Source organism: Bradyrhizobium sp. LM2.9 (genome assembly GCF_054056555.1).
Window position 1 is genome coordinate 811,010 of record NZ_JBSRYJ010000002.1, and the last position, 25,068, is coordinate 836,077.

Sequence of the window (25,068 nt, forward strand, 5' to 3'; positions counted from 1 at the left end):
CAACATGTCTGACCCGGCCGTTCCGCGCCGCCCGACCCTCGATCTGCGGTCGCTCACGCCTGCGCGCGTCGCGCTCGGGCGCAGCGGCGCGAGCGTGCCGACGCGCGCGCTGCTCGACTTCACGCTGGACCATGCCCGTGCCCGCGACGCCGTGCATGCCGCTTTCGACGCGCCGCGACTGGTCGCCGATCTCCGCGCGCTTGGCCTCGTCGCCACCGAGGCACGGAGCCGGGCGGTCGACCGCAGGGACTATTTGCGGCGTCCCGATCTGGGCAGGCAGCTCGATGCCGGATCAGTCGAGGCTCTGACGCGAAGTGCCTCGGGGCCGTGCCCACTCGCGGTCGTGATCGGCGACGGCCTGTCGGCGGCAGCGGTCCACGCCCATGCGGCCGCGCTGATGACGTGTCTGATGCGGCTGCTCGCAGCCGACGATGATGTCGCGATCGGCCATGTCGTCGTCGCCTCAGGCGTGCGCGTCGCGCTCGGCGACGAGATCGGTGCCATTCTCGGTGCGCGCATGGTCCTGACGCTGATCGGCGAGAGGCCGGGCCTGTCGGCGCCCGACAGCCTCGGCGCCTATCTGACTTTCGCACCGAAGCCGGGCCGCACCGATGCCGAGCGCAATTGCGTGTCGAACATCCACAAGGCCGGTTTGAGCTATGACGAGGCTGCTTTCAAGATCGCCTGGCTGGTCCGCGAAGGGCTGGCCCGGGAGGTCACCGGCGTGGCGCTGAAAGACGAGAGCGCGGACCGCGCGCCGCGTCGAATTGGCATGGCTTTGCCCTTATGACGGGCATTACGGCAAAATCGCCACATCTTGATCGATTTGGCCACACTTCGCCTGCTTGCGAGAGGGGTGATTGTCCTGCTAAACCCCTCGCGGCGATTTTCCGCGCATTTTCAAAGGCAAGCCTCCCATTGGTATGGCATTTTTAGGCCGTTCGCGGGGCGCAACAAGCTCACAGACCGAGCCGATTTAGGAACTGGACAAGGCATGCTCGAAAAGCACCGTGAGAATGAGGTTCATGTCGAGAAGGTCGAGCAGGGACCTGCGTCCTCGATCGCCTTCGGGCTTGAGCGCATTGGGCTGATCGCCGTCCGGGCACCGATCGTTTCCTGCATCGTCCTGCTCGTGCTTATCGTCGGCGCCGTGTTCGGCATTCACCGGATCAAGATCGACGATTCGCTGTCGCAGCTCTTCCGCTCCAATTCCCGCGAATTCCACCAGTATGAAGAGGTGACCAAGAAGTTCCCGGCCGAGGAGTTCGACGTCCTCGTCGTGGTCGAGGGCAAGACCCTGCTGGCGCGGAAAAACCTCGAGAAGCTGCGCGACTTCGTCACCGACATGCAATTGGTCGAGGGCACGCGCGGCCTGGTCTCGCTGTTCTCCGCGCGTCAGGCGCCGGCGCCGGGCAAGCTGCCGGCCGCGCTGTTCCCGGCCGACCTGCCCGAGGGCGAGGCCTATGACAAGTTCATCGAGACCGTCAAAAACAACGAGATCATTCGCGGCAAGCTGTTGTCGGAGGACGGCACGCTGGCGCTGATCGTGCTTTCGCTCGATCCTGAGGTGGTCGCCTCCAACAAGCTGACCAAGACCGTCGCCGACATCCGCGCACTGATGAAGGAAGACCTCAGCGATACCGGGCTCAACGTGCAGCTCTCCGGCGTGCCGGTCATGCAGCTCGAGATCCGCAACGCGGTCGAGCGCGACGGACTCACCTACAACATCCTGGGCATTCTCGCGGGCTGCGTCATCGCCATCATCTTCTTCCGCAAGGTTTCGTTCATGGTGGCGGCGGCGTTCCCGCCGATGATCGCGATCCTGCTGGCGCTCGGCGCGCTCGGCTGGGCCAATTTCAATCTCAACATGTTCCTGAACGTGATGACGCCGCTCATCATGGTCATCAGCTTCTCCGATTCGATGCAGCTCACCTTCGCCGCGCGCGACCGGCTGATCGCAGGTCAGGACAAGTATACCGCGTTCAAGAACGCGGTGCTGGTGGTGGGGCCGGCCTGCGTGCTGACGCACGGCACCGCCGGTATTTCGTTCATTGCGCTCCAGTTCTCCGACTCCGACCTGATCCGCAAATTCGGCGAGGCGGGTCTCGCCGCAACCATGATCGCTCTGGTCGCGGTGCTGTCACTGGTGCCGGTGTTCGGCGTACTGCTGGTGCGCAACGAGCAGACGTTCGCGACCAAATTCCAGAGTGCCGATGCGGGCGTGCAGGCGCTGCGCAATTTCTGCTACTGGATCGCGGTGCGCATGGTGGGCCGCCCCGGCCTGTTCAGTCTGATCGCGGTGGTGTTCGTCGCCGGCCTCGGCGTCATCTACGCCAATCTGGAGCCGCGCTACCGGCTCGCCGACCAGGTGCCGGACAAGCGCCAGGCCGTCGCCGCCAGCGACCGGCTCGATGCCAAGCTCACCGGCGCCAACCCGATCAACGTGCTGATCAAGTTCCCCAAGGATGAAACGCTCTATTCGCCGGAGACGCTGCAAACAATCGCGGACGTGCACGCGACCGTGGAGAAGGCGGCTGGTGTCGGCAACGTCTGGTCGGTCGAGACTCTGCGCCGCTGGCTTGCGGACAAGGCCGGCACCGCCGACGTCGCGACGCTGAAGGAATATGTCAGCGTCATTCCTGAGCATCTGGTGCGGCGTTTCATCGATGCCCAACAGGATGCGGTCTTGGTGGCCGGCCGCGTGCCGGACAAGGATTCCAGCCAGCTCCTGCCGATTGTCGACAAGCTGGATTCCGAGCTCGACGCCGTTCGCAAGAAGCACCCCGGCTACGAGGTGGCGGTGACGGGTCTTGCCGCGATCGCGGCGCGCAACTCGGCCGGCATGATCGAGAAGCTGAATCGCGGGCTCACCGTCGAATTCGCGCTGGTCGCGATCTTCATCGGCCTCGCCTTCCGCTCCTGGGTCGTGATGTTCGCCTGCATCCTGCCGGGCATCTTCCCGGTGGTGATGTCGGGAACGGTGCTGTGGGCAATGGACGAGGGCCTGCAATTCGCCAGTGTCGTGGCGCTGACCGTCTCGTTCGGCCTGGGGCTGAGCGCAACCATCCACTTCCTCAACCGCCTCAGGCTCGAGAGCAAGCCGGGCGTCGGTTCGGCGCTCGCGGTGGAGCGCGCGACCGTGCTGGTCGGCCCGGCGCTGATCTTGACGACGCTGGTGCTGGCCTGCGGCCTCGTCGTCACCGTGTTCTCGGACCTGCCGTCGCTGCGGCTGTTCGGCTGGCTCAGCGCCTTCTCGATGGTCATGGCCCTCGTCGCCGATCTCTTCATCCTGCGGCCGACGGCGATGTGGCTGATCAATCTGCACGCCAAGCTTCAGGGCGCGGACAAGCGCGCGATCTGAATCGATCGCGACGAACGGTCGACCATATTCTGATAAAAGAAAAACCCCTGGCGAAAGCCAGGGGTTTGTTTTGATCTGAAGTCTGGGAAGCGTGAAGGCTATCAGCCCTTCGTCATCGTGATGTTGACGCCGCGGATCTCGCCCTTGGAGGAGATCTGCACCGTCTGCTTGGTGCCATTGGTGCGCAGCGACAAATTGGCGGCGAAGCCGTTGGCCTCGACGAACACCTCGATCTGGCCGCCGCCGGCGGTGCCCTGCAAATTGCCGAAGATGTTGCGGTTGGCCTCGCTCCAATTGCCGGAGATGCGCTCGCCCTGGCTCGTCACGTCGCTGGTGAGGTCGAACTTGTAACTGTCGGACGCACAGTGCAACGCCTGCTTGAGGCTGAGACCGGTACCGGCGACCTTGTAGTCCGCCTTGCAGCGGATGCGCTCGGTGGAGCCGTCGGACAGCGACACCGTGCCGGTGCCGGTCCACGCGCCTTCGAAGCCTGCAAACGGTCCGGACGACTGAGCCTGGCTTGCCGAAACTGAGAAGAGCAGCGCAGCCCCGATGCCAGCCGCCTTGATTGCCTGTCCAGATCGCCCAAAGAATTTCATCTCAAAATATCCCGTTTTAGAAGGACGTCCGCTTATCACCAAGAACGTCTCGCCACATCGAAAGTTTAGTGTTCCGAGCCAGTGTCAGGTTCAATGCCTGACTGCCAGAGATGGCGGTTCATGACGCCTCGCGCCATGCTCCGACCTCGCGATTTACGGTGTTTCGGCATGTTTCTGGCGCCCAAGGCGGGGGCGAGAGATGCAGCTCTGCAACAGGTGCGCAGCAAAACGCGGCGTGCGTGAATTATGACGTAGTATCAATCTCTTACATTTGCCAGAGAAGGTGCAGGGAAGACCTGATTTGGTGGATCTGGCGCCAATTTGGCCGCATTTACCAGTGCTTGTGCCTTCTCCGAGGCCGCACTTTCCGCGGCAACTTGCCATCAGAACAATCCGTTTCCGGTCGTCCCCCTGTGTGGTCCGGGATCGGCGCGATTCTGCCGTCAGAATGAAGGAATACAATGCGTAAGCTTCTCGTCGCTCTCACCTTGCTGTCGGCCTCCCTCTCGACCGCAGCGTTCGCCCAGCAAGGGCGCGGCACGGACTCCGAGCAGAAGGCCTGCTCGCGCGATGTGCAGAAGCTCTGCCGGCCGGTCATCGATCAGGGCGATTTCACCATTCTGGCCTGCCTCAAGGAAAACCGGGCCAAGATTTCGCAGGCCTGCGACCAGGTCCTGAAGAACCACAACCAGTAAGCTCGGCCACTGGCCCACAAGGGCGGCCCCGGGGTCGCCTTTTCGAGCCGGACCCGGAAGGGCAGCCATCGAGAGACAGGATTGGTTTTGCGGCCGTATTCCCCTATATGGGGGCCGCGGCGGCATCGCCGGCATGAGCCCGCGCGAGCGAAAAAGCCCTTCCTGTCCAAACGATTGTAGACCAGCCCTCGATGACCTCTGCGAGCGAATTGCGATCCGGCAAGGGTGAGCGCGACGAGAATTTTCCCGTCGCGTCCTGGATCATTCATCCGCGTCATCGCGCCTTGATCCTGGCGTATTACAATTTCGTCCGCACCGCCGACGACATTGCCGACCACGCCACGCTGCCGGGCGATGAGAAGCTCGCTTATCTCGACCTGCTCGAGGCGGAATTGCTCGGCACGGGCGACACCCAGGCCGAGGCCGTTAGCTTGCGGCGCGCACTGGCCGAACGCGGCATGGCGCCGCGCCACGCACTCGACGTGCTCATCGCGTTCCGTATGGACGTGACCAAGCTACGCTACGAGAACTGGGACGAGGTCATCCACTATTGCCGCTACTCGGCAATGCCGGTCGGCCGCTTCATGCTCGACGTTCATGGCGAGAGCACGTCGACCTGGGCCGCGTCGGATGCGCTCTGCGCGGCGCTGCAGATCAACAACCACCTTCAGGATTGCGGCAAGGATTTCCGCGAGCTCAATCGCGTCTATCTGCCGCGCGATGCGCTGGCCGCAAGCGGCGCCTCGGTCGAGCAGCTCGGGCTGACGCAGTCGCCGCCGGCGATGCTGGCCTGCCTTCAGGCGCTTGCCGTGCGCAACGAAGCGCTGCTCAACGAGGGCAGGTCGCTCAGCGCGGAGATCAGGGACTTCCGCCTCGGCGTCGAAGTCTCGGTGATCCAGGCCTATGCCGACCGCATCGTGCGCCTGTTGAAGGTGCGCGATCCCCTGCGCGAGCGCGTGCACCTGAACAAGTTCGAACTCCTCACCTTCAGCCTCGCCGGCATGATCGGCGAAGTCGGCCGCCGCGTGATCGGACGCAAGGCCATTTCCAGACCGGGGACTGCACATGACGCTTGAGGCGACCTCGCCCGGCGCCAATTATGGCTCGACCGCATCCGGCAGTTCGTTTTACGCCGCGATGCGCATCCTGCCGCACGACCAGCGCGAAGCGATGTTCCAGATCTACAGCTTCTGCCGTCAGGTCGACGACATCGCCGATTCCGATGGCCCGCGCGACGAGCGGCTCGCCGCACTTCAGGCGTGGCGCAACGACATCGATGCGCTCTACCAGGGCAACCCGCCGCCGCGGCTGAAGGACTACGTCGGCTCGGTGAAGACCTTCGGCCTCAAGCGCGAGGATTTCCTCGCCATCATCGACGGCATGGAGATGGACGTGCCGCAGGACATCCGCGCGCCCGACATGGCGACGCTGGATCTCTATTGCGATCGCGTCGCGAGCGCCGTGGGGCGGCTGTCGGTCCGGGTGTTCGGCCTGCCGGAAGAAGACGGCGTCGAGCTCGCCCATCATCTTGGCCGGGCGCTCCAGCTCACCAATATCCTGCGCGACATTGACGAGGACGCGGGTCTCGGCCGGCTCTATCTGCCGCGCGAGGCGCTGCTGCATGCCGGCATCACCTCCAACGATCCGGACCGCGTGATCCTCGAGCGCGCGCTGCCGAAGGTCTGCCTGCCGCTGGCGCAGCGCGCCAAGGTGTATTTCGAAAAGTCGGACGAGATCATGAACCGCAACCGCCGCCGCGCGGTGCGCGCGCCGCGGATGATGTCGAAATACTACCATGCCATTCTGGATCTCCTGATCGCGCGCGGTTTCGACGCGCCGCGAGAGCCGGTGCGTGTGTCGAAAGTCACGCGCATCTTGATCCTGCTCCGTTACGCTCTCATCTGATGCAAAAAACAGCTCATATCATCGGCGCCGGAATTTCCGGCCTTTCCGCTGCCGTGCGGCTCGCCAATGCCGGCTTCAAGGTCGCCGTGCACGAGGCGACGCACCACGCCGGCGGCCGCTGCCGTTCGTATTTCGACGGCGCCACCAATCTCACCATCGACAATGGCAATCATCTGCTGCTGTCGGGCAACAGCCATGCGCGCGCCTATGCGCGATCGATCGGCACCGAGGCGGGCCTGGTCGGACCGGAGCGCGCGCAGTTTCCCTTCGTCGATATCGCGACCGGGCAGCGCTGGCAGATCGATCTCGGCGACGGTCGGCTGCCGACCTGGGTGCTCGACGAGAGTCGCCGCGTTCCCGACACCGGGCTCACCGATTATCTGAAGCTGGCGCCGCTGATCTGGGCGTCGGAACAGACGCTGGTCGGCAAATCCATTCCCTGCGAGGGCGTGCTCTATCAGCGCCTGGTGCAGCCGCTGCTGCTCGCAGCGCTCAACGTCGATCCTCCCGAAGGCTCGGCGGGGCTTGCCGGCGCGATCGTGCGCGAGACGCTGCTCGCCGGCGGGCAGGCCTGCCGCCCCCTGATCGCGCGCGACGGACTCAGTGACGTTCTGATCGAGCCCGCCGTGAAATTCCTGACCGAGCGCGGGCACTCCGTTCAACTCGGCCACGAACTGCGTTCCTTCGCGACCAATGACGGCAAGGTCGGCGCGCTGAATTTCGGCGGCGAGGATCTGATCCAGATCGGCGCTGGCGACGTCGTCGTGATGGCGGTGCCGCCGCGCGCCGCCTCCAACCTGCTGCCCGGCTTGAAGACGCCGACCGAATTCCGCGCCATCGTGAATGCGCATTTCCGCGTTGAGCCGCCAGCGGGATCAGCTCCGATCCTCGGCGTGATCGGCGGCGTCGTGGAGTGGCTGTTTTGCGTTCCCGAACCGGCTTTCGGTCACCATCAGCAACGGCGACCGCTTGGTCGACATGCCGCGCGAGGAACTCGCGCAGGTGATCTGGAACGATGTCTGCAAGGCCGGTGGTGTTTCCGGCGAGCTGCCCCCCTGGCAGATCGTGCGCGAGCGCCGTGCCACATTTGCGGCGACGCCGGCGCAGAATGCCCTGCGCCCGGGGCCGGTCACTGCGTTCAAAAACCTGTTTCTTGCAGGCGATTGGACTGCTACGGGATTGCCTGCAACCATCGAGGGATCGGTCCGATCCGGCGATCGCGCCGCCGATCTGGTTCTGGCCGCCAAGGGATACTGACAGGCGGCCCTGACGGGCATTTGTGCCCGGTCAATTTCGGTCAATTTCAATCGACTAACGGAGCAATCGAGCGAGATGGAGTCCGTCAACGCGACCAACCGCGAAGCCCGAGAATCTATGAACCTGGAATCCAGGAACCTGGAATCCAGGAACCTGGACTCGAGCATTGCGTCGGCCATCGAAGGCGTCCTCGGCTTCCAGCAATCCGACGGCCATTGGGTGTTCGAGCTCGAGGCCGATTGCACCATTCCGGCCGAATACGTCCTGCTTCGTCATTATCTTGCCGAGCCGGTCGATGCCGTGCTCGAGGCCAAGATCGCCAATTATCTTCGCCGCGTTCAGGGGGCTCATGGCGGCTGGCCGCTGGTGCATGACGGCGAGTTCGACATGAGTGCCAGCGTGAAGGCCTATTTTGCGCTGAAGATGATCGGCGATTCCACTGACAGCCCGCACATGGTGCGTGCGCGCGAGGCAATCCACGCCCGCGGCGGCGCGATCAACAGCAATGTCTTCACGCGCTTCTTGCTTGCGATGTACGGCATCGTGACCTGGCGCGCCGTGCCGGTGCTGCCGATCGAAATCGTGCTGCTGCCGTTCTGGTCGCCGTTCCATCTCAACAAGATCTCCTACTGGGCCCGCACCACCATGGTGCCGTTGATGGTGCTCGCAGCGCTCAAGCCGCGCGCGAGGAATCCGAAGGCTGTCGGCATCGACGAGCTATTCCTCCAGGATCCGCGCTCGATCGGCATGACTGCCAAGGCGCCGCACCAGAGCCTGGCCTGGTTCGCGCTGTTCCGCGCGCTCGACCACATCCTGCGTGTGGTCGAGCCGATGTTTCCCAAGAGCCTGCGCAAGCGTGCCATCGACGCGGCGCTCGCCTTCACCGAGGATCGGCTCAACGGCGAGGACGGCATGGGCGCGATCTATCCGCCGATGGCCAACATCGTCATGATGTACGACGCGCTCGGCAAGGACGAGAATTTTCCGCCGCGTGCGATCACGCGCCGGGGTATCGACAAGCTGCTCGTGATCAAGGACGACGAGGCTTATTGCCAGCCCTGCGTCTCACCGGTGTGGGACACGACGCTGACCGCGCACGCGCTGCTGGAAGCCGGCGGTGACAAGGCGGTGCCTGCCGCTAAGCGGGGCCTCGACTGGCTGATCCCGAAGCAGGAGCTCGCGGTGAAGGGCGACTGGGCGGTGAAGCGACCCAATGTGCGTCCGGGCGGCTGGGCCTTTCAGTACAACAATGCCCATTATCCCGATCTCGACGACACCGCGGTGGTCGTGATGTCGATGGACCGCATGCGCCGTGAGCACAATGCGGCCGGTTATGATTCCGCGATCGACCGTGCCCGGGAGTGGATTGAGGGCATGCAGAGCGACGACGGCGGCTGGGCTGCCTTCGACGTCAACAACCTCGAATATTATCTGAACAACATCCCGTTTTCCGACCATGGCGCGTTGCTCGATCCGCCGACCGAGGACGTCACCGCGCGCTGCATCTCGATGCTGACCCAGCTCGGCGAGACCGCGAAGACCAGCAAGCACGTCGCCGACGGGATCGCCTACCTCCGCAAGACCCAGCACCCGGAAGGGTCCTGGTATGGCCGCTGGGGCATGAACTTCATCTACGGAACCTGGTCGGTGCTGTGCGCCCTCAACATGGCTGGCGTCCGTCACGACGACCCGATGATGCGCAAGGCGGCCGCCTGGCTGGCCTCGATCCAGAACCAGGACGGGGGCTGGGGCGAGGACGCCGTCAGCTACCGCCTGGACTACGCCGGCTGGGAGGCAGCCCGCTCGACCGCCTCGCAAACGGCATGGGCCTTGCTTGCCCTTATGGCTGCCGGCGAGGTCGATCACCCGGCCGTCGCCCGCGGGGTGGAGTACCTGATTACAACACAGAACAAAAAAGGACTGTGGGACGAGCAGCGGTACACCGCCACAGGCTTCCCCCGCGTGTTCTATCTGCGGTACCATGGTTACCCGAAGTTCTTCCCGCTGTGGGCGCTGGCCCGGTATCGGAACTTGAGGGACACCAACAGCAGGGTGGTAGGGGTCGGAATGTGACTTTGGGGACGGGGGACTACTTTACCGCGGGCAATGCCATTGATCCGCGGCCGATATTGATCGTGACCGGACTGGTTCAGGAGGCCCGCATCGCGGCCGGGCCCGGAATGGCGGTCATCTGTTCGTCGAGCAGCCCGACCCAGTTGCGGGCGCTGCTGACGGTGCTGGATCCTGAGACGATTCGCGGCGTGATCTCCTTTGGCGTGGCCGGCGGCCTCGACCCGACGCTGCGCTCCGGCGACGTCGTGCTGGCGACCGAAGTGCTCGCCGGCGACACCCGCTGGGCCGCCGGGCTGTCGCTCGGCGACGACCTCATCGACCGCCTGACGTCGGGACGCCGCCGCGTGGTGCGCGGCAGCCTCGCCGGTGCCGAGGAAGTGGTCACGGGGCGGTCCTGCAAGGCGGCGCTGCATTCGGAGACGGGAGCGGCCGCCGTCGACATGGAAAGCCACATCGCGGCCGCCTACGCCGCCGAAGCCGGCTTGCCGTTCGCCGCGGTCCGCGTCATCAGCGATCCCGCCCATCGCGCGCTGCCGGCGCTCGCCCGTGCCGCCATCAAGCCGAATGGCCAGATCGACGTGCTGGCCGTGCTGCGTGGCATCGCGCGCAACCCGACCGCGCTGCATGGACTGGTCTCGACCGGCCTCGATTTCAACCGCGCGCTGCGCAGCTTGCGCGGCTGCCGCGACTTCCTGATCGGCACCGAGCTCGTCGAGAGCGAGGCTCTGGTCTCCGAGGCGGCCTGAGCGCTTTTCCGATCCGACAAAAGAAAAGGCCCGGTTCGCCATTGGCGACCGGGCCTTTGTTTTTTGATCGGGCTACAAGGCCGACTCGCGTGCTTACGCGGCAGTGGAAGCCTTCCGCGCTGCCTTCTCCTGGGCAGCGGCGGCCTCGTCCTTGCGAATCTCCGACAGGCGCTTCTGCACTTCCGCCGAGAAGATGTACTGCGCCGGGCGCTGCTTGGTCATGTCGATCTCGGGCGCCATCGGACCCGTGGTCCTGACACCGCGCAGCGACACCCACATCGCCTTCAGCGGGTGGCTGATGGCTGCGGTCGCCGCCGTCGGCTCGTAGCCGCAATGGGCCATACAGTCGGCGCACTTCTCGTACTTGCCGGTGCCGTAGGTCTCCCAATCGGTGGTGTCCATCAGCTCCTTGAAGGTCTTCGCGTAGCCTTCACCGAGCAAATAGCAGGGCTTCTGCCAGCCGAAGATGTTGCGCGCGGGCATGCCCCACGGCGTGCACTCGTATTCCTGGTTGCCGGCGAGGAAGTCGAGGAACAGGCCGGAATGCATGAAATTCCACTTCTTGCCCTTGCCCATCGCAAAGACGTCGCGGAACAGCTTCTTGGTCTTGGTGCGGTTGAGGAAGTGCTCCTGGTCGGGCGCACGCTCATAGGCATAGCCCGGCGACATCGAGACGCCGACACCGAGCTCGACGGTGAGGTCGAGGAATTTTGCAATCTCCTCGGCCGGATGGCCGTCGAAGATGGTGGCGTTGACGTTGACGGTGAAGCCGCGGGCCTTGGCCGCCTTGATCGCGGAGACGGCGCGATCGAACACGCCCTTCTGCGACACCGCCTTGTCGTGGTGCTCCTTCAGGCCGTCGAGATGCACCGAGAAGAACAGATAGGGCGAGGGCTCGAACAGATCGAGCTTCTTCTCGAGCAGCAGCGCGTTGGTGCAGAGCGAGACGAACTTCTTGCGCGCGACGAGGCCGCGCACGATCTCGCCGATCTCCTTGTGGATCAGCGGCTCGCCGCCGGGAATGGCGACCATCGGCGCGCCGCATTCGTCGGCTGCGTCCCAGCACTCCTGCGCGCTCATGCGGCGGTTGAGGATCGCGTCCGGATAGTCGATCTTGCCGCAGCCGACGCAGGCGAGGTTGCAGCGAAACAGCGGCTCCAGCATCAGCACGAGCGGATAGCGCTTGCGGCCAAGCAGCTTCTGCTTGATCAAATAGCCGCCGATACGCATTTCCTTGAAGAAGGGGATAGCCATTACGAGTTTCTTTCTGGGCTTGAAATTCGGGTGGGTCAGCTCGCAGCCAGTTGGGCCGGAAGCCGGAATTCGATGTTCTCCTCGCGGCCCGGCAGCACCGAGACCTGTCCCGGTCCGATCCGCCGCATCGCTTCGATCACGTCATCCACGAGTACCCCGGACGCCGAAGCGCCGGCCGTGGCGCCGACGGTCCTGGCATCTTTCAACCACTCCGGATCGAGCGCGCTGCCGTCGGCAATCATATAACTCGCGACGCCGGCCTCAGTGCCGATTTCGCGGAGCCGGTTCGAGCTATTGGCAGCGCCCACCACCAAGATCACATCGACCAGCTTGCTCCAGTTCCTTACCGCAGATTGGCGGTTCTGTGTCGCATAGCAGATATCCCGGATGTCCGGGCCTTGAATATCTGTAAAGCGGGCCTGAAGTGCCCAGGTAATGTCCTTGGACACCGTGGTTTCGGCTTTGTTCTTCAATCTCCCCATTGCACCCACTACGCCCGCGCAAAAACCGCGCGATTGCGCCAGATAAACTTCCATTGGACGTCCATCACGCAAGTTGCACCGATCCGCATCTTGAGTCCCCGGAGCACCCGGATACCAACGAGCTGCAATATCCGCACCATCGGTTTCGGCAACGCAGCCGTCGCCCACGCGGGTACACATGGAAGGCGCAATACTTTGTGTCAAAAAATCGGCAGCAAGGAAAGGGGCCCATGAACTTTGGTTCCCCTGCAGGATCCATTTGCGGTACTATAGTAGAGAACGTTCCGATCGGCAAAACGGCGACATTGGTGCGCGGCCCTCGGTCACTTTCCCGCCTCAACTCCTCGGCTATACCGACCGCCCCGCATGATTTTGCCACGGCTTCCCGCCGTTCAGCTCGAACCCTCTGGCGGGAAGAGCCACTCAAAACAGCAATAGGTTTCGCCCGGGAACTCCGATAAACAGCGGGCGTTTCCGGGAAGCTGTTAACGCAGAAAGAAAAGAAGTGCTGCAAAGCGTAGTCGTTGCCATCGTCAGGGCCTGCACCCGGTTTGCCCCCATCGTCGTCGTTCTCGGGCTCCTGCTGGCGGTGGGGGCGGGCTACTACACGGTCCATCACTTCGCCATCAACACCGACATCAATTCGCTGATTGCCCAAAATCTTGACTGGCGCCAACGCGACCAGCAATTCGATCGCGCTTTCGACCGCGATGCGACGATCACGGCGGTGGTCGAAGCCAAAACGCCGGAGATGGCGACTGCGGCGTCGGACGCGCTCTATGCCAAGCTGAAGGACGACAAAACCGACTTCCAGTCGATGCAACAGCTCGGCACCGGCGAGTTCTTCGAGAAGAACGGCCTGTTGTTCCTGCCGACCGAGGAGGTCGCCAAGGTCACCGGCCAGTTCGAATCCGCCGCGCCCCTGATCGAGATCATGGCGGGCGATCCCTCGATCCGCGGCCTGACCGGCGCGCTTGAGACGGGTCTTGCCGGCGTCAAGCGCGGGCAAGTGAAGCTCGACAACACCGAACGGCCCTTCAACCAGATCGCACAAACGGTTGAGACCGTGCTCAACAAGGGCAGTGCGAGCTTCTCCTGGCGAGAGCTCGTCAGTGACGAACCGCTGACGGATTCGGACAAGCGCGCCTTCATCGAGTTCAAGCCGATCCTCGACTACAACGCGCTGGAGCCCGGCAAGGGCGCCACCGACGCGATCCGCAAGGCCGCAGCCGATCTGGAGTTTGCAACCAAATACCAGGCGCGCGTGCGGCTGACCGGTCCGGTCCCGATCGCCAACGAGGAATATGCAACCGTCCAGGAAGGCGCTGTCGTCAACGGCATCGGCACGGTTCTGGTCGTGCTGCTCATTCTGTGGCTGGCGCTGCATTCGGCGAAGATCATCTTCGCGGTGTTCGTCAATCTCTTCGTCGGTCTTGCGCTGACAACCGCCGCCGGTCTGATGATGGTGGGCTCGCTCAATTTGCTGTCGATCGCGTTCGCCGTGCTGTTCGTCGGGCTCGGCGTCGATTTCGGCATTCAGTACAGCGTCCGCTATCGCTCCGAGCGCTATAAGCATAACGACCTTTCGGGTGCGCTGGTATTGGCCGCGAAGCGCTCGGCGATACCGCTGTCGCTGGCGGCGATGGCAACCGCGGCCGGCTTCCTCTGCTTCATGCCGACCGACTACAAGGGCATCTCGGAGCTCGGCCAGATCGCCGGCGTCGGCATGCTGGTCGCGTTCCTCACCAGCATCACCGTACTCCCGGCGATGCTGAAGCTGTTGAATCCGCCCGGCGAGAAGGAGCCGGTCGGCTACGCCTTCCTGGCGCCGCTCGATCACTTCCTTGAGAAGCACCGCGTGCTGGTCGTCGGTGGTACGATCTTTCTCGCGGTCGCCGGCCTGCCGCTGCTCTACTTCATGAAGTTCGACTTCAACCCGATGAACCTGCGCAATCCGAAGGCCGAATCGATCGCGACCTTCCTCGATTTGCGCAAGGATCCCAACACCGGCGCCAATGCCATCAACGTGATGACCACGTCGGAGGAGCAGGCAAAGCAGGTGGAGGCGAAGCTGGAGAAGGTGCCCGAAGTGCTGCGGGTGATGTCCCTCAACAGCTTCGTCCCTGAGGACCAGCCGCCGAAGCTGAAGCTGCTTGCACAGGGCGCCAAGGTGCTGAACCCTGCGCTCAATCCTGACCAGATCGACGCGGCGCCGACGGACAAGGAGAACGTCGATTCGCTGAAATCCTCGGTCGACAATCTGCGCCGGACCGCAGGCGATGCGAAGGGCCCGGGTGCGGTCGCCTCGCGCCGGCTTGCGGACGCGCTGGAAAAGCTCGCCAATGGCGACGAGGCCACGCGGAACAAGGCGCAGGACGTGTTCGTCGCGCCGATGAAGATCGTGTTCGACCAACTCCGGAACGCGATGCAGGCCGAGCCGGTCACCCTGAAGTCATTGCCACCCGACCTCATCAACGCCTGGAAGAGCAAGGACGGCATCATCCGCGTCGAGGCGCTGCCCAAAGGCGATCCCAACGACAACGACACGCTGCGCAAATTTGCGGCGGCCGTGCTCGTTGCCGAGCCGACCGCGATCGGCGGCCCGGTCTCGATCCTGAAATCCGGCGACACCGTGGTGAAGGCGTTTATCCATGCCGGCATTTACGCACTGCTGGTGATCGGCCTGTTGCTGTGGATCACGCTGCGCCGGTTCGTGGATGTGCTGATGACCTTGGTGCCGCTCCTGGTTGCCGGCGCGGTAACGCTCGAGATCTGCGTGCTGATCGGCTTGCCGCTCAACTTCGCCAATATCGTCGCGTTCCCGCTGCTGCTCGGCGTCGGCGTGGCCTTCAAGATCTACTATGTCGTGGCCTGGCGCTCGGGCAGGACAAACCTGCTCCAGACCAGCCTGACGCGTGCGATCTTTTTCAGCGCGATGACGACGGCGACGGCATTCGGCAGCCTGTGGCTGTCGAGCCATCCGGGAACGTCCAGCATGGGCAAGTTGCTCGCGCTGTCGCTGGTGACGACGCTCGCCGCCGTGCTGCTGTTTCAGCCGGCGCTAATGGGCAAACCCCGCAATCTCAGGGAGTAGGCAGATGTCGCCCGACCGGGTCGGCGGCGCCCTTCTGACCAGGTTTGGCAGTGCCGGCGGCCTTCGGGGCTGCCGGCGCAGGCTGCGCCGCTGTAGCGCCCGTCGTTCCCGGGGCCTTCGGCACCGCGCCGGTGGACTTCGGCGCGCCCTTGGCCATGGCATTGGCGGTGCTCAAGGGAATAGGCGGGCCAACGCGGGTCCAGGTTTCGCCACCGCAGAGGAAGCCCATCACGCAGCCCTTGATCTCGAGCTGGTCGGTGCCAACCGGCGTGATGGTCGCGCTGTAGAGCTGGCCGTCTTTGGCGTTGTAGACCTGACCCTCCCACTGATCGGCGCCGGGCTTTTTCTTCATGTCGATCAGGGTCGCCATGCCCAGCGTGGGCCTGGTCTTTTTCGACGCGTCCGGATTGTATTCATCGCGGCCGCCGGGCTCTTTTTCCCAGGAAACCGCGCCCCACATGCTGCCATTGCATTGGGCGACACGAATGTTGGCCACGGCGTCGGCAACCCGCCAGTCGCCGGTCGGATCGGCGGCGAGCGCCGGGGTCAGGCAGGTGAAACCGCCAGCCAGTATTAGTCCGGTGTAAAGGGCTAAACGCATGATAGTTCCTTGGCAGTGCAACATGGTCTAAAGCTGTGCTTGCGAAGATGGTCCGAAAAAGGGCAAAAGGCCGCACAGACCGTTTTCGGCAACGGTCCGTTTTCAGTTGACGAGACGGCCCTCAACCGAAGTATGTAACGGATGCACAGCCCAAATCCAGACATGTCTCAGCTATTCGCGGACCGTCAGGCCCAGCGCAGCGCCCTGCATAATCGGCATATGAACGAGCAGTTCGTTCGGGTGCTCAAGACCATCGGCTATGACGTCGGCTTCCAGAAGGGGCAGGGGCAGTACCTCTACGACCGAGACGGCGCGCGCTATCTCGACCTTTTGTCCGGCTTTGGCGTGTTTGCGATCGGGCGCAATCATCCTGTCATGCGCGAGGCGCTCAAGAGCGTGCTCGATGCCGACCTGCCCAACCTCGTCCAGTTCGACGTCTCGGTGCTCGCCGGCGTGCTCGCCGAGCGGCTTTTGAAGTACGTGCCCTATCTCGACAAGGCGTTCTTCGCCAATTCCGGCGCCGAATGCGTCGAAGCCGCGATCAAGTTCGCTCGCTGCGCCACCGGCCGGCCCGGCATCGTCTATTGCGCCCATGCCTATCACGGCCTGACCTATGGCGCGCTGTCATTGACGGGTGATTCGAACTTCCGCACCGGCTTCGAGCCGCTGCTGCCGGGTTGCACCTCGATCCCGTTCAACGATCTCGCCGCGCTCGAAAAGGCGCTGGCCTCGCGGGAGGTGGCGGCCTTCGTCGTCGAGCCGATCCAGGGCAAGGGCGTCAACATGCCCACCGACGAGTTCCTGCCGGGTGCGGCTGCGCTCTGCAAGAAATACGGCACGCTGTTCGTCGCCGACGAGATCCAGACCGGCATGGGCCGCACCGGCCGCTTCCTCGCGGTCGAGCACTGGAACGTCGAGCCCGACATGGTGCTGCTGTCGAAGTCGCTGTCCGGCGGCCACGTGCCGGTCGGCGCGGTGCTGACGCGCAAGAGCATCTTCGACAAGATCTTCAACCAGATGGACCGCGCGGTGGTGCACGGCTCCACCTTCTCCAAGAACGACCTGGCGATGGCAGCCGGCATCGCCACGCTCGACGTCATGGAGTCCGAGAAGCTGATCGAGTCCGCCGCCAAGCGCGGTGCCGAGCTGCGCCTTGCGCTCACGCGCATGGTGCCCGGCTACGAGCTGTTGAAGGAAGTGCGCGGCAAGGGCTTGATGATCGGCATCGAGTTCGGTCCGCCGAAATCGCTGCGGCTGCGAGCCTCGTGGAACGTGCTGGAGGCCGCCAACAAGGGCCTGTTCTGCCAGCTCATCACCGTGCCGCTCTTCAAAGATCACAAGATCCTGACCCAGGTCGCCGGCCACGGCAGCCACACTATCAAGCTGCTGCCGCCGCTCACCATCACCGAGGAAGATTGCGGCTGGATCGAGCGCGCCTTCGACGACGTCATTGCCGGTAGCCACAAGGTCCCCGGCGCGATCTGGTCGCTCGGCAAGACGCTGGTGGACAACGCTGTGAGGCGGTCGGCGTAACCTGATCCCTCAGGCCGCCTTGGGCTTGTTCACAGTCTCGATGCGGTCGAGAGCCTTGCCGAGATCGCGTTTGGCGATCTGAATATCGTAATCGTTCTGGAGATTGAGCCATAGCTCAGCGGTCGTGCCGAGCGCTTTGGCAAGCCGAAGCGCGGTGTCAGCGGTGATTCCGGTCTGCTCACTCGCAATCCGCTCAATACGCGTACGCGGCAGGCCGCATGTCTTGGCGAGCGCGCCTGCCGACATGTCCAGCGGGCTCAGAAATTCTTCCCGCAGAACCTCACCAGGATGCATGGGCTTGAGTTTCTTGGCCATCGTCGCATTCTCCTAGTGATAATCCACGATCTCGACCTGAACGGGACCTTGTGATGTCCACACGAAGCACACTCGGAACTGGTCGTTGATCCTGATCGAGTGCTGTCCCTTGCGATCGCCCGTGAGGATCTCAAGGCGGTTTCCGGGTGGTGCCCTCAAGTCGCTGAGTTCGCCCGCAGCGTGAAGATAGCGCAATTTCCGGCGAGCAACCTTCACCAGGTCGGCCGGAAAGCGTTTAGGGCTTTCGCCGTTAAAGACCGCCTCAGTCGTTTTGTCCCGAAACGTCCTGATCACTCGGCAATGTATCATTGGTTGATACATGCGCAAGGGATTTGTATCAATTTCTGATACGACTCCAGGGTTACCCCTCCACATTCGCCTTCATCGCCGCCTCGAACTTGTCGACGAACTCGGCGAGCTCGTCGGCGCCGATATCGCTGACGGCCCAGAAATTCAGGCCCCGCTCGCCCCAGCGGCGGCAGTTGAAACCCTGCATGGTCTGGGTCTTCGGCGGACGATGTTCGGTGCTTGAGGTCTGCGCCACGAACAAATTGACCACGTGCTGCCGGCGCTTGTAGACGACCGCGCCGATGGCACGTGCGTCGATATAATCGAGCCTGCCGCCGACCAGCGTAAAACCCTGCGCGGTGAGGTCGATCACGGGCGGGGCGACGTCGAGCTTGCCGTTGAACCACGGCTTCACGGTGTGCTGGTCGGTCGAGACCACGTCGATGAGGTGGCCGGCCTGGAGCGAGCGCAGATGCGCGGAGACGACCTCCGACAGGATGCGCTGCTGGTCGTCCTGGCGCAGCACCACGGCGACGACACCGGAGGCGGCGAGCGCGGAGACCGCCGAACCCATTGCAAAGCCGCGCAGCACGGAGCGGCGGCTCGGTTGTTGGCGCTGCGGCTGCGGCAGCGAAGCCTCGATCCGGATGCGCAAACTCGTCGGCGCGGTGTAGCGCAAATTGGTGTCGGCGAGCACGCGCTGCATTTCCCGTTGTGAGGCAAGCTCGGCGGCGCAGGCCGGGCAGCTTGCGATATGGGCTTCGACCTCGCGTGCATGGCCCGCATCGAGCTCGTTGTCGAGCAGCGCGTGAAGCAGCATTTTTGCTTCGTCGCAGTTCATTTCGAGTGCTCCTCTTCCGCCATCCAGGCCGCGCGCAGCATGGCGCGGGCCCGTGCGAGGCGGGACATCACGGTGCCGACGGGTGCGCCGACGGCCTCGGCGATTTCACGATAGGACAGGTTGCTGATCTCGCGCAGCACGAAGGTTTCCTTGAACGGTTCGGCGAGGGCGTCGATCAGCTTGCGGATCGCGCCGGCGTCGCGTCTGCGCAGCACTTCCGTCTCCGGGCTCGCCTCGGTCTCTTGCCAGATCGGCGTCTGCTCGGCGGCGCCGGGCGTATCCTCGATCGCGCTGTGCCTGTGCGCGCGCCGTCCATATTCGGCGTTGCAGACGTTACGCAGGATCGCAAACAGCCAGGGCTTCATCGCCGGCCCGCGATAGCTGTCGAAATGCTTCAGCGCGCGCAGATAGCACTCCTGCACCGCGTCCTCGGCCATCGGAGGCGTCGCGCAGCAGATAGCGTGCGAGTGTGTAGACGTCGTCGAGATGAGGCAGCGCTGCCTCGCGGAAGCGCTGCGCCTTCTGCAAATCGTCGTTGGCGGGCATCGCTCCTCGCTTTGCCTCTTGTTCTGCGCGTTGCTTCGTTTCGTCCACATTCGTTTGGTCGGCGTGTGTGACCGAGGGCACACGAGCCCGGCCGGCGTGGGACCACCGGCCGGGCAAGACGTTGATGCCTTGGTTCGAGATGTTACTCAACCTTGATCATCCCCGTCATGTGCGGGTGCAACGAACAAAAATATTTGTAGTCGCCCGCATTGGTGAAGGTGAAGGAGAACTTGTCGTCGGTGTCCAGGGTCTTGGACCTGAACTTGCCGGCCGACACCACGGTGTGGGGGATGTCGTCCCGGTTGGACCAGGTCACCGTGGTGCCGACCTTGATCTTGAGCTCGGCCGGCTGGAAAACGAAATTGTCGATATGCACTTCCATGTCGTCGGCACGGGCGGTTGTTGCGGGCAAGAGGATAGCCGCGGCCAAAGCGAGACCGAGGTCGACAGCGAAGTCGCGGCGATTGAGTGTCTTCATTGTCAGCTTCCGTTCAGCTCTGCTCAACCCTGGAGCGGCGTGTCGATGATCGCGAGCCGCTGCTCGTTCTGCTTGAAGTTGACGCTGGCAACGCCGAGCATCGCGCGCAGCTTTGCGTTCTCGACCTTCATCGGTCCGGGTGACGGAGCTGCCCCCGGCGCCGGCTGCGGGAACGCAGTCGAGCGCGCGGTGTGGAAGGTGACGTTGCCCTCGACCTTCTGCATCACTTGATGGATGTGGCCGTTCAGCACGGTGACGGAGCCGAAACCCTTGACGTATTCCAGCGCGCGGCCGCCGTCCTCCGTGCCCCAGCCCCATTCCGGATAGACGGTCCAGAGCGGGATGTGGGCAAACAGCACGATCGGTGTCGATTTCGACTTGCCGCGCAGGTCGTCCTCGAGCCAGGCGAGCTGCTCGGCGCCGAGATTGCCAAGGCCGCCGGCCTTGAGATCGACGACGTTGACGAGGCCGATGAAGTGCACGCCGCCGGCGTCGAACGAATACCAGCCCGCGCCCTTGGTGCCGCGGCCGTAGCGCTCGCGATAGAACTTTACCTCCTCGTCGAGGAAGTCATGCTCGCCGGGCACGTAGTGCACGTCCAGCTTGCTCTGCGAGATGATGCGATCGGCGTTGTCGAATTCGGCGGCCTTCGACAAATGAGTAATGTCGCCGGTATGGATCATGAAGGACGGCTTGACCGGCATCGCGTTGATCTTGTTGATGGCTTCCTCCAGCGTGCCGAGTGCGTTGGGATTGGCCGGCTTGTCGAAGCCGACATGGCTGTCGCTGATCTGGAGGAAGGTCATGCCGGGCGCGGCCACGGTCGCGGCTTGCGCGGAATCAATGATGCCGAGCGAGTGCGGCACGCCGCCCGTGATGGTCCAGAGCACCCCGGTGCCGGCCCAGGTCATTTGCATTCCAGCACCTTGCGGCGGCTTAAGCCGTCGTCCCCGTGATCGTGTCCGCTCATCGCGCGTCTCCTCTCGCCCGGAATTGGGCTTCGGGGAGGTGATGGGGGGAGGGGCGGGTTTATTCCCGGATGAGATGACGATTTCGTGAGGTGGTTTCGATCGAGGCACGACGCTATGTCGCGAATTCGCGCACGGCCTTCACCACGACTGCCGGCGCTTCCTGCGCCACACAATGCCCTGCACCGTCGAACGTCAGCGTGCTGACGCGCGGAATCAGCGACACGGCGCGCGAGGCCATCTCCTTGTAGATCGGTCCCGACTTCGCGGCGGTCGTGACCCGCACCGGGCAGTCGATCGCGGAGAGCGAAGTAAACGGATTGCCGCGCGCATCGCCGACGTAGACCTGCTCCATCGCCTGGTAGATCGGACGCAGGATCGCCGACTCGATCTCGGGCGTGCAGCAGAGCTGCACCCGGCCGTTCGCCAGCGGCGCGAAGCCATGGCGCACATAGGCCCGAAGCGAAGTCTCGGTCCAGTCCGCAAACGCCGGCGCGGCGCGGTAGCGCTCGAAGACGGCGTCGGCACTGTCGAACTCGGCACGTCGGCGCAGTGTTCCCTGCACGCGGGACAAGGAGTCTTCGCTCAATTCTCCGGAGCGCGCCGCGCGCGGATCCATGACGGTTGGCTCCATCACGAACAGGCGTGTGAAACGTCCGGGCAAGAGTTTCGCCGCGAGCAGAACATCGGTCGCACCTGCGCTGTGGCCGATCCCGTAGACGTTGCGCAGTCCGAGCGCATCGATCACCCGGCAGACATCTTCGGCATAGTCCAGAAAATGATAGGCCCCGGGCTTGTGGCTCGCGCCATGGCCACGGCGGTCGAGCGCATAGACCGTGTAGGTCGCGGCGAGATCGCGTGCGACCTCGTCCCAGACGTCGGCGACGAAGCCGGTGCCGTGAAGCAGAAGCGCAGGCGTTCTTCCGCTCTCGCCCCATCGCAGCATGGCGATCTGCGCATCAGCGGGGCCGATCGAAAAGCGGTGCGCTTGAATCATGGTAGGGCGCTACTTGCCATCTTCCAGGATCATCGTCGCGCCCTTCTCGGCGATCATCGCGGTCGGCGTGTTGGTATTCCCCGACGTGATGGTCGGCATGATCGAGGCGTCGACGATGCGTAAGCCTTCGAGGCCGTAAAAGCGCAGGCGCTCGTCCACCACCGCCATCGGGTCATTCACCGCGCCCATCTTCGCCGTGCCGACGGGATGGAAGATGGTGGTGCCGATGTCGCCGGCGGCCTTTGCAAGCGAGGCATCGTCGTCGCCGACGGAGGGGCCGGGCAGATATTCGCTCGGGCGGTATTTTGCCAGCGCCCTCTGCTGCATCAGGCGGCGGGTGGTGCGGATGGCATCGGCGCCGACCCGGCGGTCGTCGTCCGTTGAAAGATAATTCGGCGCGATGATCGGCTTCTCGTCCGGCGCCGCCGCGCGGAGACGTACGGTACCGCGCGAGGTCGGCTGGAGATTGCAGGCGCTCACCGTGATCGCGGGGAAGCGGTGCAGCGGATCGCCGAACTTGTCGAGCGACAGCGGCTGCACATGGAACTGGATGTTGGCGCGTGCGCGCGTCGCATCGGAGCGTGTGAAGATGCCGAGCTGCGACGGCGCCATGGTCAGCGGGCCGCGGCGGCGGAAGGCGTAGTCGAGGCCCATCAGGCCGCGACGGACCAGATTGTAGTAGGTCTCGTTCAGCGTGCGCACGCCCTCAACCTTGTAGATCGCGCGCTGCTGGAGATGATCCTGGAGATTGCGACCGATGCCGGGCTTGTCCATCACGATGTCGATGCCGAGCGGGGACAGCCAGTCTGCGGGCCCGATGCCGGAGCGATGCAGCACCTGCACCGAGCCGATCGCGCCGGCCGAAAGGATCACCTCGCGTTTTGCACGCGCCTCGATGATTTCGCCGTTCTGGACGAAGCGCACGCCGACGGCGCGGCCCTGCTCGATGATCAGACGGTCGACCAGCACGTGCTTCTCGAGCCGCAAGTTCGGGCGGTTCAGCGCCGGCTTGAGGAAGCCGCGTGCCGACGACCAGCGCCGGCCGCGCTTCTGGTTGACGTGGAAATAGCTGGTGCCTTCGTTGTCGCCGGTGTTGAAATCGGGAATGCGCTTGATGCCCATCTCCTCGGCGGCGTCGCCGACGGCGTCGAGAACGTCCCACGACAGCCGCGGCGCCTCGATGCGCCAGCCGCCCCCGGCGCCGTGGTGCTCGCTCGCGCCGAGGAAATGATCCTCGAGCCGCCTGAACAGTGGCAGCACGTCGTCATAACCCCAGCCGGTCATGCCGAGCTGGCGCCAGTGATCGTAATCGGCGGCCTGACCGCGCATCGAGATCATGGCGTTGATCGCCGAAGAGCCGCCGATCACCTTGCCGCGGGGATAGGCCAGCGCGCGGCCGTTCAGGCCGGGCTCGGCCTCGGTCTTGAACATCCAGTCCGAGCGTGGATTGCCGATCGCGAAGAGATAGCCGACCGGAATGTGGAACCAGATCCAGTTGTCGTCGCCGCCGGCTTCGAGGATGAGGACGCGATTGCCTGGCACGGCCGACAGCCGGTTGGCGACGATGCAGCCCGCCGTGCCGGCCCCAACGACAATATAGTCAAACTCACCTTCGAGCCGCCTTGGCATTCTGCTTCCACCGGGATGGTCATGCAACGTGCCGTCCTAATACGCAGAGACGGCGGATCGGGACAAGCCCGGCCATGCCGAGCGGACAGGCTAGACCCCGATCCCCGGCAGTTGGGTGGACTGGTGCTTGCATGGTAGACAGTCCTGTATTTTCAACAAAGCTTGAGATCCTCCATGCCCATCGTGAACCGCGTCGCCGACCTTCAACCCGATATTCAGGCCTGGCGCCGGGACATCCACGAGCATCCTGAGCTGCTGTATGACGTCCACCGCACCGCAGCATTCGTCGCGGATCGCCTGCGCGAATTCGGCTGCGATGAGGTCGTGACCGGCGTCGGACAGACCGGCGTGGTCGGCGTGATCAAGGGCAGCAAGCCGGCCGGCGAGGGCCTCAAGACCATCGGCCTGCGTGCCGACATGGACGCGCTGCCGGTCGAGGAACAGACCAACCTGCCTTACGCTTCGAAGACTCCCGGCAAGATGCATGCCTGCGGCCATGACGGCCATACCGCGATGCTGCTCGGTGCTGCGCGCTATCTCGCCGAGACCCGCAATTTTGTCGGTGATGCGGTGGTGATCTTCCAGCCGGCCGAGGAAGGCGGCGCCGGCGGCCTGGCCATGGTCAAGGACGGAATGATGGAGCGCTTCGGCATCGAGCAGGTCTATGGCATGCACAATGGCCCGGGCATTCCGATCGGCTCGTTCGCGATCCGGCCGGGTCCCATCATGGCGGCGACCGACGAGGTCGATATCATGATCGAGGGCCTCGGCGGCCATGCCGCGCGGCCGCATAAATGCGTCGATTCCGTTCTGGTCGGCGCGCAGGTGATCACCGCGTTGCAGTCGATCGTCGCGCGCAGCGTCGATCCGCTGGAATCGGCCGTGATCTCGATCTGCGAGTTTCACGCCGGCAACGCCCGCAACGTCATTCCGCAAACCGCGACATTGAGGGGCACCATCCGCACGCTGTCGCCGGAGGTGCGCAAGCTGGTCGAGAAGCGCGTGCACGAGGTGGTCGCGGGCGTCGCTCAGATCACCGGTGCCAAGATCGATCTGCGCTACAAGCGCAATTATCCCGTGGTGAACAACCACGCCGCGGAGACCGAGATTGCGCGTCGCATCGCCGGGCAGGTCGCGGGCGAGGCCAACGTGCACGAGATGTCGCCGCTGATGGGCGGCGAGGATTTCGCCTATATGCTGGAAGCGCGCCCCGGCGCCTTCATCTTCTGCGGCAACGGCGACAGCGCCGGCCTGCATCACCCCGCCTACAATTTCGACGACGAGGCAATCGTCTACGGCACGTCGTACTGGGTCAAACTGGTCGAGGAATCGCTCGCGGCATCGTAAGGTCGAGCGTGAGGTCAAGCCGAAAGCACAAATGAAAACGGCCCGTGGATCGCACGGGC

At 64.0% G+C, this 25,068-nt stretch carries 18 protein-coding genes and 5 pseudogenes; 11 read left to right on the forward strand and 12 right to left on the reverse strand.

Features of this window, described 5'->3' with window-relative positions; genetic code table 11:
• The first annotated feature begins 4 nt into the window (after positions 1 to 4).
• Together eutC and ACVWW3_RS05315 are read left to right on the forward strand one after the other, a co-directional pair.
• Positions 5 to 790, forward strand: a complete 786-nt coding sequence (eutC, locus tag ACVWW3_RS05310; RefSeq protein ID WP_354107212.1) for an ethanolamine ammonia-lyase subunit EutC — start codon at positions 5 to 7, stop codon at positions 788 to 790.
• 204 nt (positions 791 to 994) lie between these two features.
• The gene (locus ACVWW3_RS05315; protein WP_354107211.1) at positions 995 to 3,361 is read left to right on the forward strand and encodes an efflux RND transporter permease subunit; all 2,367 of its coding nucleotides are present in this window, start codon (positions 995 to 997) and stop codon (positions 3,359 to 3,361) included.
• Between the two features lie 101 nt (positions 3,362 to 3,462).
• Here ACVWW3_RS05315 and ACVWW3_RS05320 read toward each other — a convergent pair whose 3' ends face one another.
• On the reverse strand, positions 3,463 to 3,960 hold the full coding sequence (locus ACVWW3_RS05320) for a hypothetical protein (RefSeq protein WP_247447280.1): 498 nt from the start codon (positions 3,958 to 3,960) through the stop codon (positions 3,463 to 3,465).
• 461 nt (positions 3,961 to 4,421) lie between these two features.
• Between ACVWW3_RS05320 and ACVWW3_RS05325 the strand changes: the two genes are divergently transcribed.
• The 6 genes and pseudogenes from ACVWW3_RS05325 to ACVWW3_RS05350 all read left to right on the forward strand — a co-directional run bounded on the left by ACVWW3_RS05325 (position 4,422) and on the right by ACVWW3_RS05350 (position 10,636).
• Positions 4,422 to 4,655: a hypothetical protein gene (locus ACVWW3_RS05325; protein WP_247349845.1), complete on the forward strand. Its 234-nt coding sequence runs from the start codon at positions 4,422 to 4,424 to the stop codon at positions 4,653 to 4,655.
• 191 nt (positions 4,656 to 4,846) lie between these two features.
• Positions 4,847 to 5,731, forward strand: coding sequence for a squalene synthase HpnC (gene hpnC / locus ACVWW3_RS05330; protein WP_247349846.1), 885 nt, complete (start codon positions 4,847 to 4,849; stop codon positions 5,729 to 5,731).
• Positions 5,721 to 6,560 (forward strand): presqualene diphosphate synthase HpnD, encoded by an 840-nt coding sequence (hpnD, locus tag ACVWW3_RS05335; RefSeq protein ID WP_456650700.1) that lies wholly within the window; start codon positions 5,721 to 5,723, stop codon positions 6,558 to 6,560. Before hpnC ends, hpnD begins: the two co-directional genes overlap by 11 nt.
• Positions 6,560 to 7,817, forward strand: a pseudogene (hpnE, locus tag ACVWW3_RS05340) (hydroxysqualene dehydroxylase HpnE). The gene hpnD and the pseudogene hpnE overlap by 1 nt, the downstream one beginning before the upstream one ends.
• A 75-nt stretch (positions 7,818 to 7,892) precedes the next feature.
• The gene (shc, locus tag ACVWW3_RS05345) at positions 7,893 to 9,890 is read left to right on the forward strand and encodes a squalene--hopene cyclase (protein WP_456671894.1); all 1,998 of its coding nucleotides are present in this window, start codon (positions 7,893 to 7,895) and stop codon (positions 9,888 to 9,890) included.
• The gene (locus tag ACVWW3_RS05350; protein ID WP_456650698.1) at positions 9,887 to 10,636 is read left to right on the forward strand and encodes a phosphorylase; all 750 of its coding nucleotides are present in this window, start codon (positions 9,887 to 9,889) and stop codon (positions 10,634 to 10,636) included. Before shc ends, ACVWW3_RS05350 begins: the two co-directional genes overlap by 4 nt.
• A gap of 93 nt (positions 10,637 to 10,729) precedes the next feature.
• Here ACVWW3_RS05350 and hpnH read toward each other — a convergent pair whose 3' ends face one another.
• Entirely contained in the window at positions 10,730 to 11,890 is a 1,161-nt protein-coding gene (gene hpnH, locus ACVWW3_RS05355) for an adenosyl-hopene transferase HpnH (RefSeq protein WP_247349851.1), read from the reverse strand.
• Between the two features lie 35 nt (positions 11,891 to 11,925).
• Positions 11,926 to 12,333: pseudogene (locus ACVWW3_RS05360) on the reverse strand (4-hydroxy-3-methylbut-2-enyl diphosphate reductase); the annotation flags it as partial.
• A gap of 544 nt (positions 12,334 to 12,877) precedes the next feature.
• Here ACVWW3_RS05360 and hpnN point away from each other — a divergent pair.
• Positions 12,878 to 15,466: a hopanoid transporter HpnN gene (gene hpnN / locus ACVWW3_RS05365; RefSeq protein ID WP_456650697.1), complete on the forward strand. Its 2,589-nt coding sequence runs from the start codon at positions 12,878 to 12,880 to the stop codon at positions 15,464 to 15,466.
• Here hpnN and ACVWW3_RS05370 read toward each other — a convergent pair.
• Positions 15,434 to 16,067 (reverse strand): annotated as a pseudogene (locus tag ACVWW3_RS05370) (DUF2147 domain-containing protein). The gene hpnN and the pseudogene ACVWW3_RS05370 sit on opposite strands and share 33 nt — an antisense overlap.
• Before the next feature lie 141 nt (positions 16,068 to 16,208).
• Between ACVWW3_RS05370 and hpnO the strand changes: the two are divergent.
• The gene (gene hpnO / locus ACVWW3_RS05375) at positions 16,209 to 17,600 is read left to right on the forward strand and encodes an aminobacteriohopanetriol synthase HpnO (RefSeq protein WP_354107204.1); all 1,392 of its coding nucleotides are present in this window, start codon (positions 16,209 to 16,211) and stop codon (positions 17,598 to 17,600) included.
• Between the two features lie 9 nt (positions 17,601 to 17,609).
• On the opposite strand, the gene ACVWW3_RS05380 is transcribed toward hpnO, so the two are convergent.
• From ACVWW3_RS05380 to ACVWW3_RS05415, 8 genes and pseudogenes are all read right to left on the reverse strand, one after another.
• Positions 17,610 to 17,915, reverse strand: a complete 306-nt coding sequence (locus tag ACVWW3_RS05380; protein WP_247349855.1) for a HigA family addiction module antitoxin — start codon at positions 17,913 to 17,915, stop codon at positions 17,610 to 17,612.
• Between the two features lie 12 nt (positions 17,916 to 17,927).
• Positions 17,928 to 18,209: a type II toxin-antitoxin system RelE/ParE family toxin gene (locus tag ACVWW3_RS05385; protein WP_456650695.1), complete on the reverse strand. Its 282-nt coding sequence runs from the start codon at positions 18,207 to 18,209 to the stop codon at positions 17,928 to 17,930.
• Positions 18,210 to 18,276: 67 nt separating this feature from the next.
• Entirely contained in the window at positions 18,277 to 19,044 is a 768-nt protein-coding gene (locus ACVWW3_RS05390) for an anti-sigma factor family protein (RefSeq protein WP_247447271.1), read from the reverse strand.
• Positions 19,041 to 19,590 (reverse strand): annotated as a pseudogene (locus ACVWW3_RS05395) (sigma-70 family RNA polymerase sigma factor). The gene ACVWW3_RS05390 and the pseudogene ACVWW3_RS05395 overlap by 4 nt, the downstream one beginning before the upstream one ends.
• 142 nt (positions 19,591 to 19,732) lie before the next feature.
• Complete coding sequence (locus tag ACVWW3_RS05400) at positions 19,733 to 20,068, reverse strand: cupredoxin domain-containing protein (RefSeq protein ID WP_247349860.1); 336 nt, start codon at positions 20,066 to 20,068, stop codon at positions 19,733 to 19,735.
• 23 nt (positions 20,069 to 20,091) lie between these two features.
• Positions 20,092 to 21,038, reverse strand: a pseudogene (locus tag ACVWW3_RS05405) (metallophosphoesterase family protein).
• A 113-nt stretch (positions 21,039 to 21,151) separates the two neighbouring features.
• Entirely contained in the window at positions 21,152 to 22,033 is an 882-nt protein-coding gene (locus tag ACVWW3_RS05410) for an alpha/beta fold hydrolase (protein ID WP_456650692.1), read from the reverse strand.
• A 9-nt stretch (positions 22,034 to 22,042) separates the two neighbouring features.
• On the reverse strand, positions 22,043 to 23,662 hold the full coding sequence (locus tag ACVWW3_RS05415) for a GMC family oxidoreductase (protein ID WP_456650691.1): 1,620 nt from the start codon (positions 23,660 to 23,662) through the stop codon (positions 22,043 to 22,045).
• A 174-nt stretch (positions 23,663 to 23,836) separates the two neighbouring features.
• Here ACVWW3_RS05415 and ACVWW3_RS05420 point away from each other — a divergent pair, with 174 nt between their 5' ends.
• Positions 23,837 to 25,009, forward strand: coding sequence for a M20 aminoacylase family protein (locus ACVWW3_RS05420; RefSeq protein ID WP_456650690.1), 1,173 nt, complete (start codon positions 23,837 to 23,839; stop codon positions 25,007 to 25,009).
• Positions 25,010 to 25,068 lie beyond the last annotated feature (59 nt).

What these genes read in the sequence shown, in the direction of transcription:
- ACVWW3_RS05315 (WP_354107211.1), top strand. Translation starts at nt 995, where the DNA reads ATGCTCGAAAAGCACCGTGAGAATGAGGTTCATGTCGAGAAGGTCGAG.
- ACVWW3_RS05420 (WP_456650690.1), top strand. Translation starts at nt 23,837, where the DNA reads ATGCCCATCGTGAACCGCGTCGCCGACCTTCAACCCGATATTCAGGCC.
- ACVWW3_RS05410 (WP_456650692.1), bottom strand. Translation starts at nt 22,033, where the DNA reads ATGATTCAAGCGCACCGCTTTTCGATCGGCCCCGCTGATGCGCAGATC.
- ACVWW3_RS05400 (WP_247349860.1), bottom strand. Translation starts at nt 20,068, where the DNA reads ATGAAGACACTCAATCGCCGCGACTTCGCTGTCGACCTCGGTCTCGCT.
- ACVWW3_RS05325 (WP_247349845.1), top strand. Translation starts at nt 4,422, where the DNA reads ATGCGTAAGCTTCTCGTCGCTCTCACCTTGCTGTCGGCCTCCCTCTCG.
- ACVWW3_RS05415 (WP_456650691.1), bottom strand. Translation starts at nt 23,662, where the DNA reads ATGCCAAGGCGGCTCGAAGGTGAGTTTGACTATATTGTCGTTGGGGCC.
- hpnH (WP_247349851.1), bottom strand. Translation starts at nt 11,890, where the DNA reads ATGGCTATCCCCTTCTTCAAGGAAATGCGTATCGGCGGCTATTTGATC.
- hpnO (WP_354107204.1), top strand. Translation starts at nt 16,209, where the DNA reads ATGCACAGCCCAAATCCAGACATGTCTCAGCTATTCGCGGACCGTCAG.
- hpnC (WP_247349846.1), top strand. Translation starts at nt 4,847, where the DNA reads ATGACCTCTGCGAGCGAATTGCGATCCGGCAAGGGTGAGCGCGACGAG.
- ACVWW3_RS05390 (WP_247447271.1), bottom strand. Translation starts at nt 19,044, where the DNA reads ATGAACTGCGACGAAGCAAAAATGCTGCTTCACGCGCTGCTCGACAAC.
- ACVWW3_RS05380 (WP_247349855.1), bottom strand. Translation starts at nt 17,915, where the DNA reads ATGGCCAAGAAACTCAAGCCCATGCATCCTGGTGAGGTTCTGCGGGAA.
- shc (WP_456671894.1), top strand. Translation starts at nt 7,893, where the DNA reads ATGGAGTCCGTCAACGCGACCAACCGCGAAGCCCGAGAATCTATGAAC.
- eutC (WP_354107212.1), top strand. Translation starts at nt 5, where the DNA reads ATGTCTGACCCGGCCGTTCCGCGCCGCCCGACCCTCGATCTGCGGTCG.
- ACVWW3_RS05320 (WP_247447280.1), bottom strand. Translation starts at nt 3,960, where the DNA reads ATGAAATTCTTTGGGCGATCTGGACAGGCAATCAAGGCGGCTGGCATC.
- hpnD (WP_456650700.1), top strand. Translation starts at nt 5,721, where the DNA reads ATGACGCTTGAGGCGACCTCGCCCGGCGCCAATTATGGCTCGACCGCA.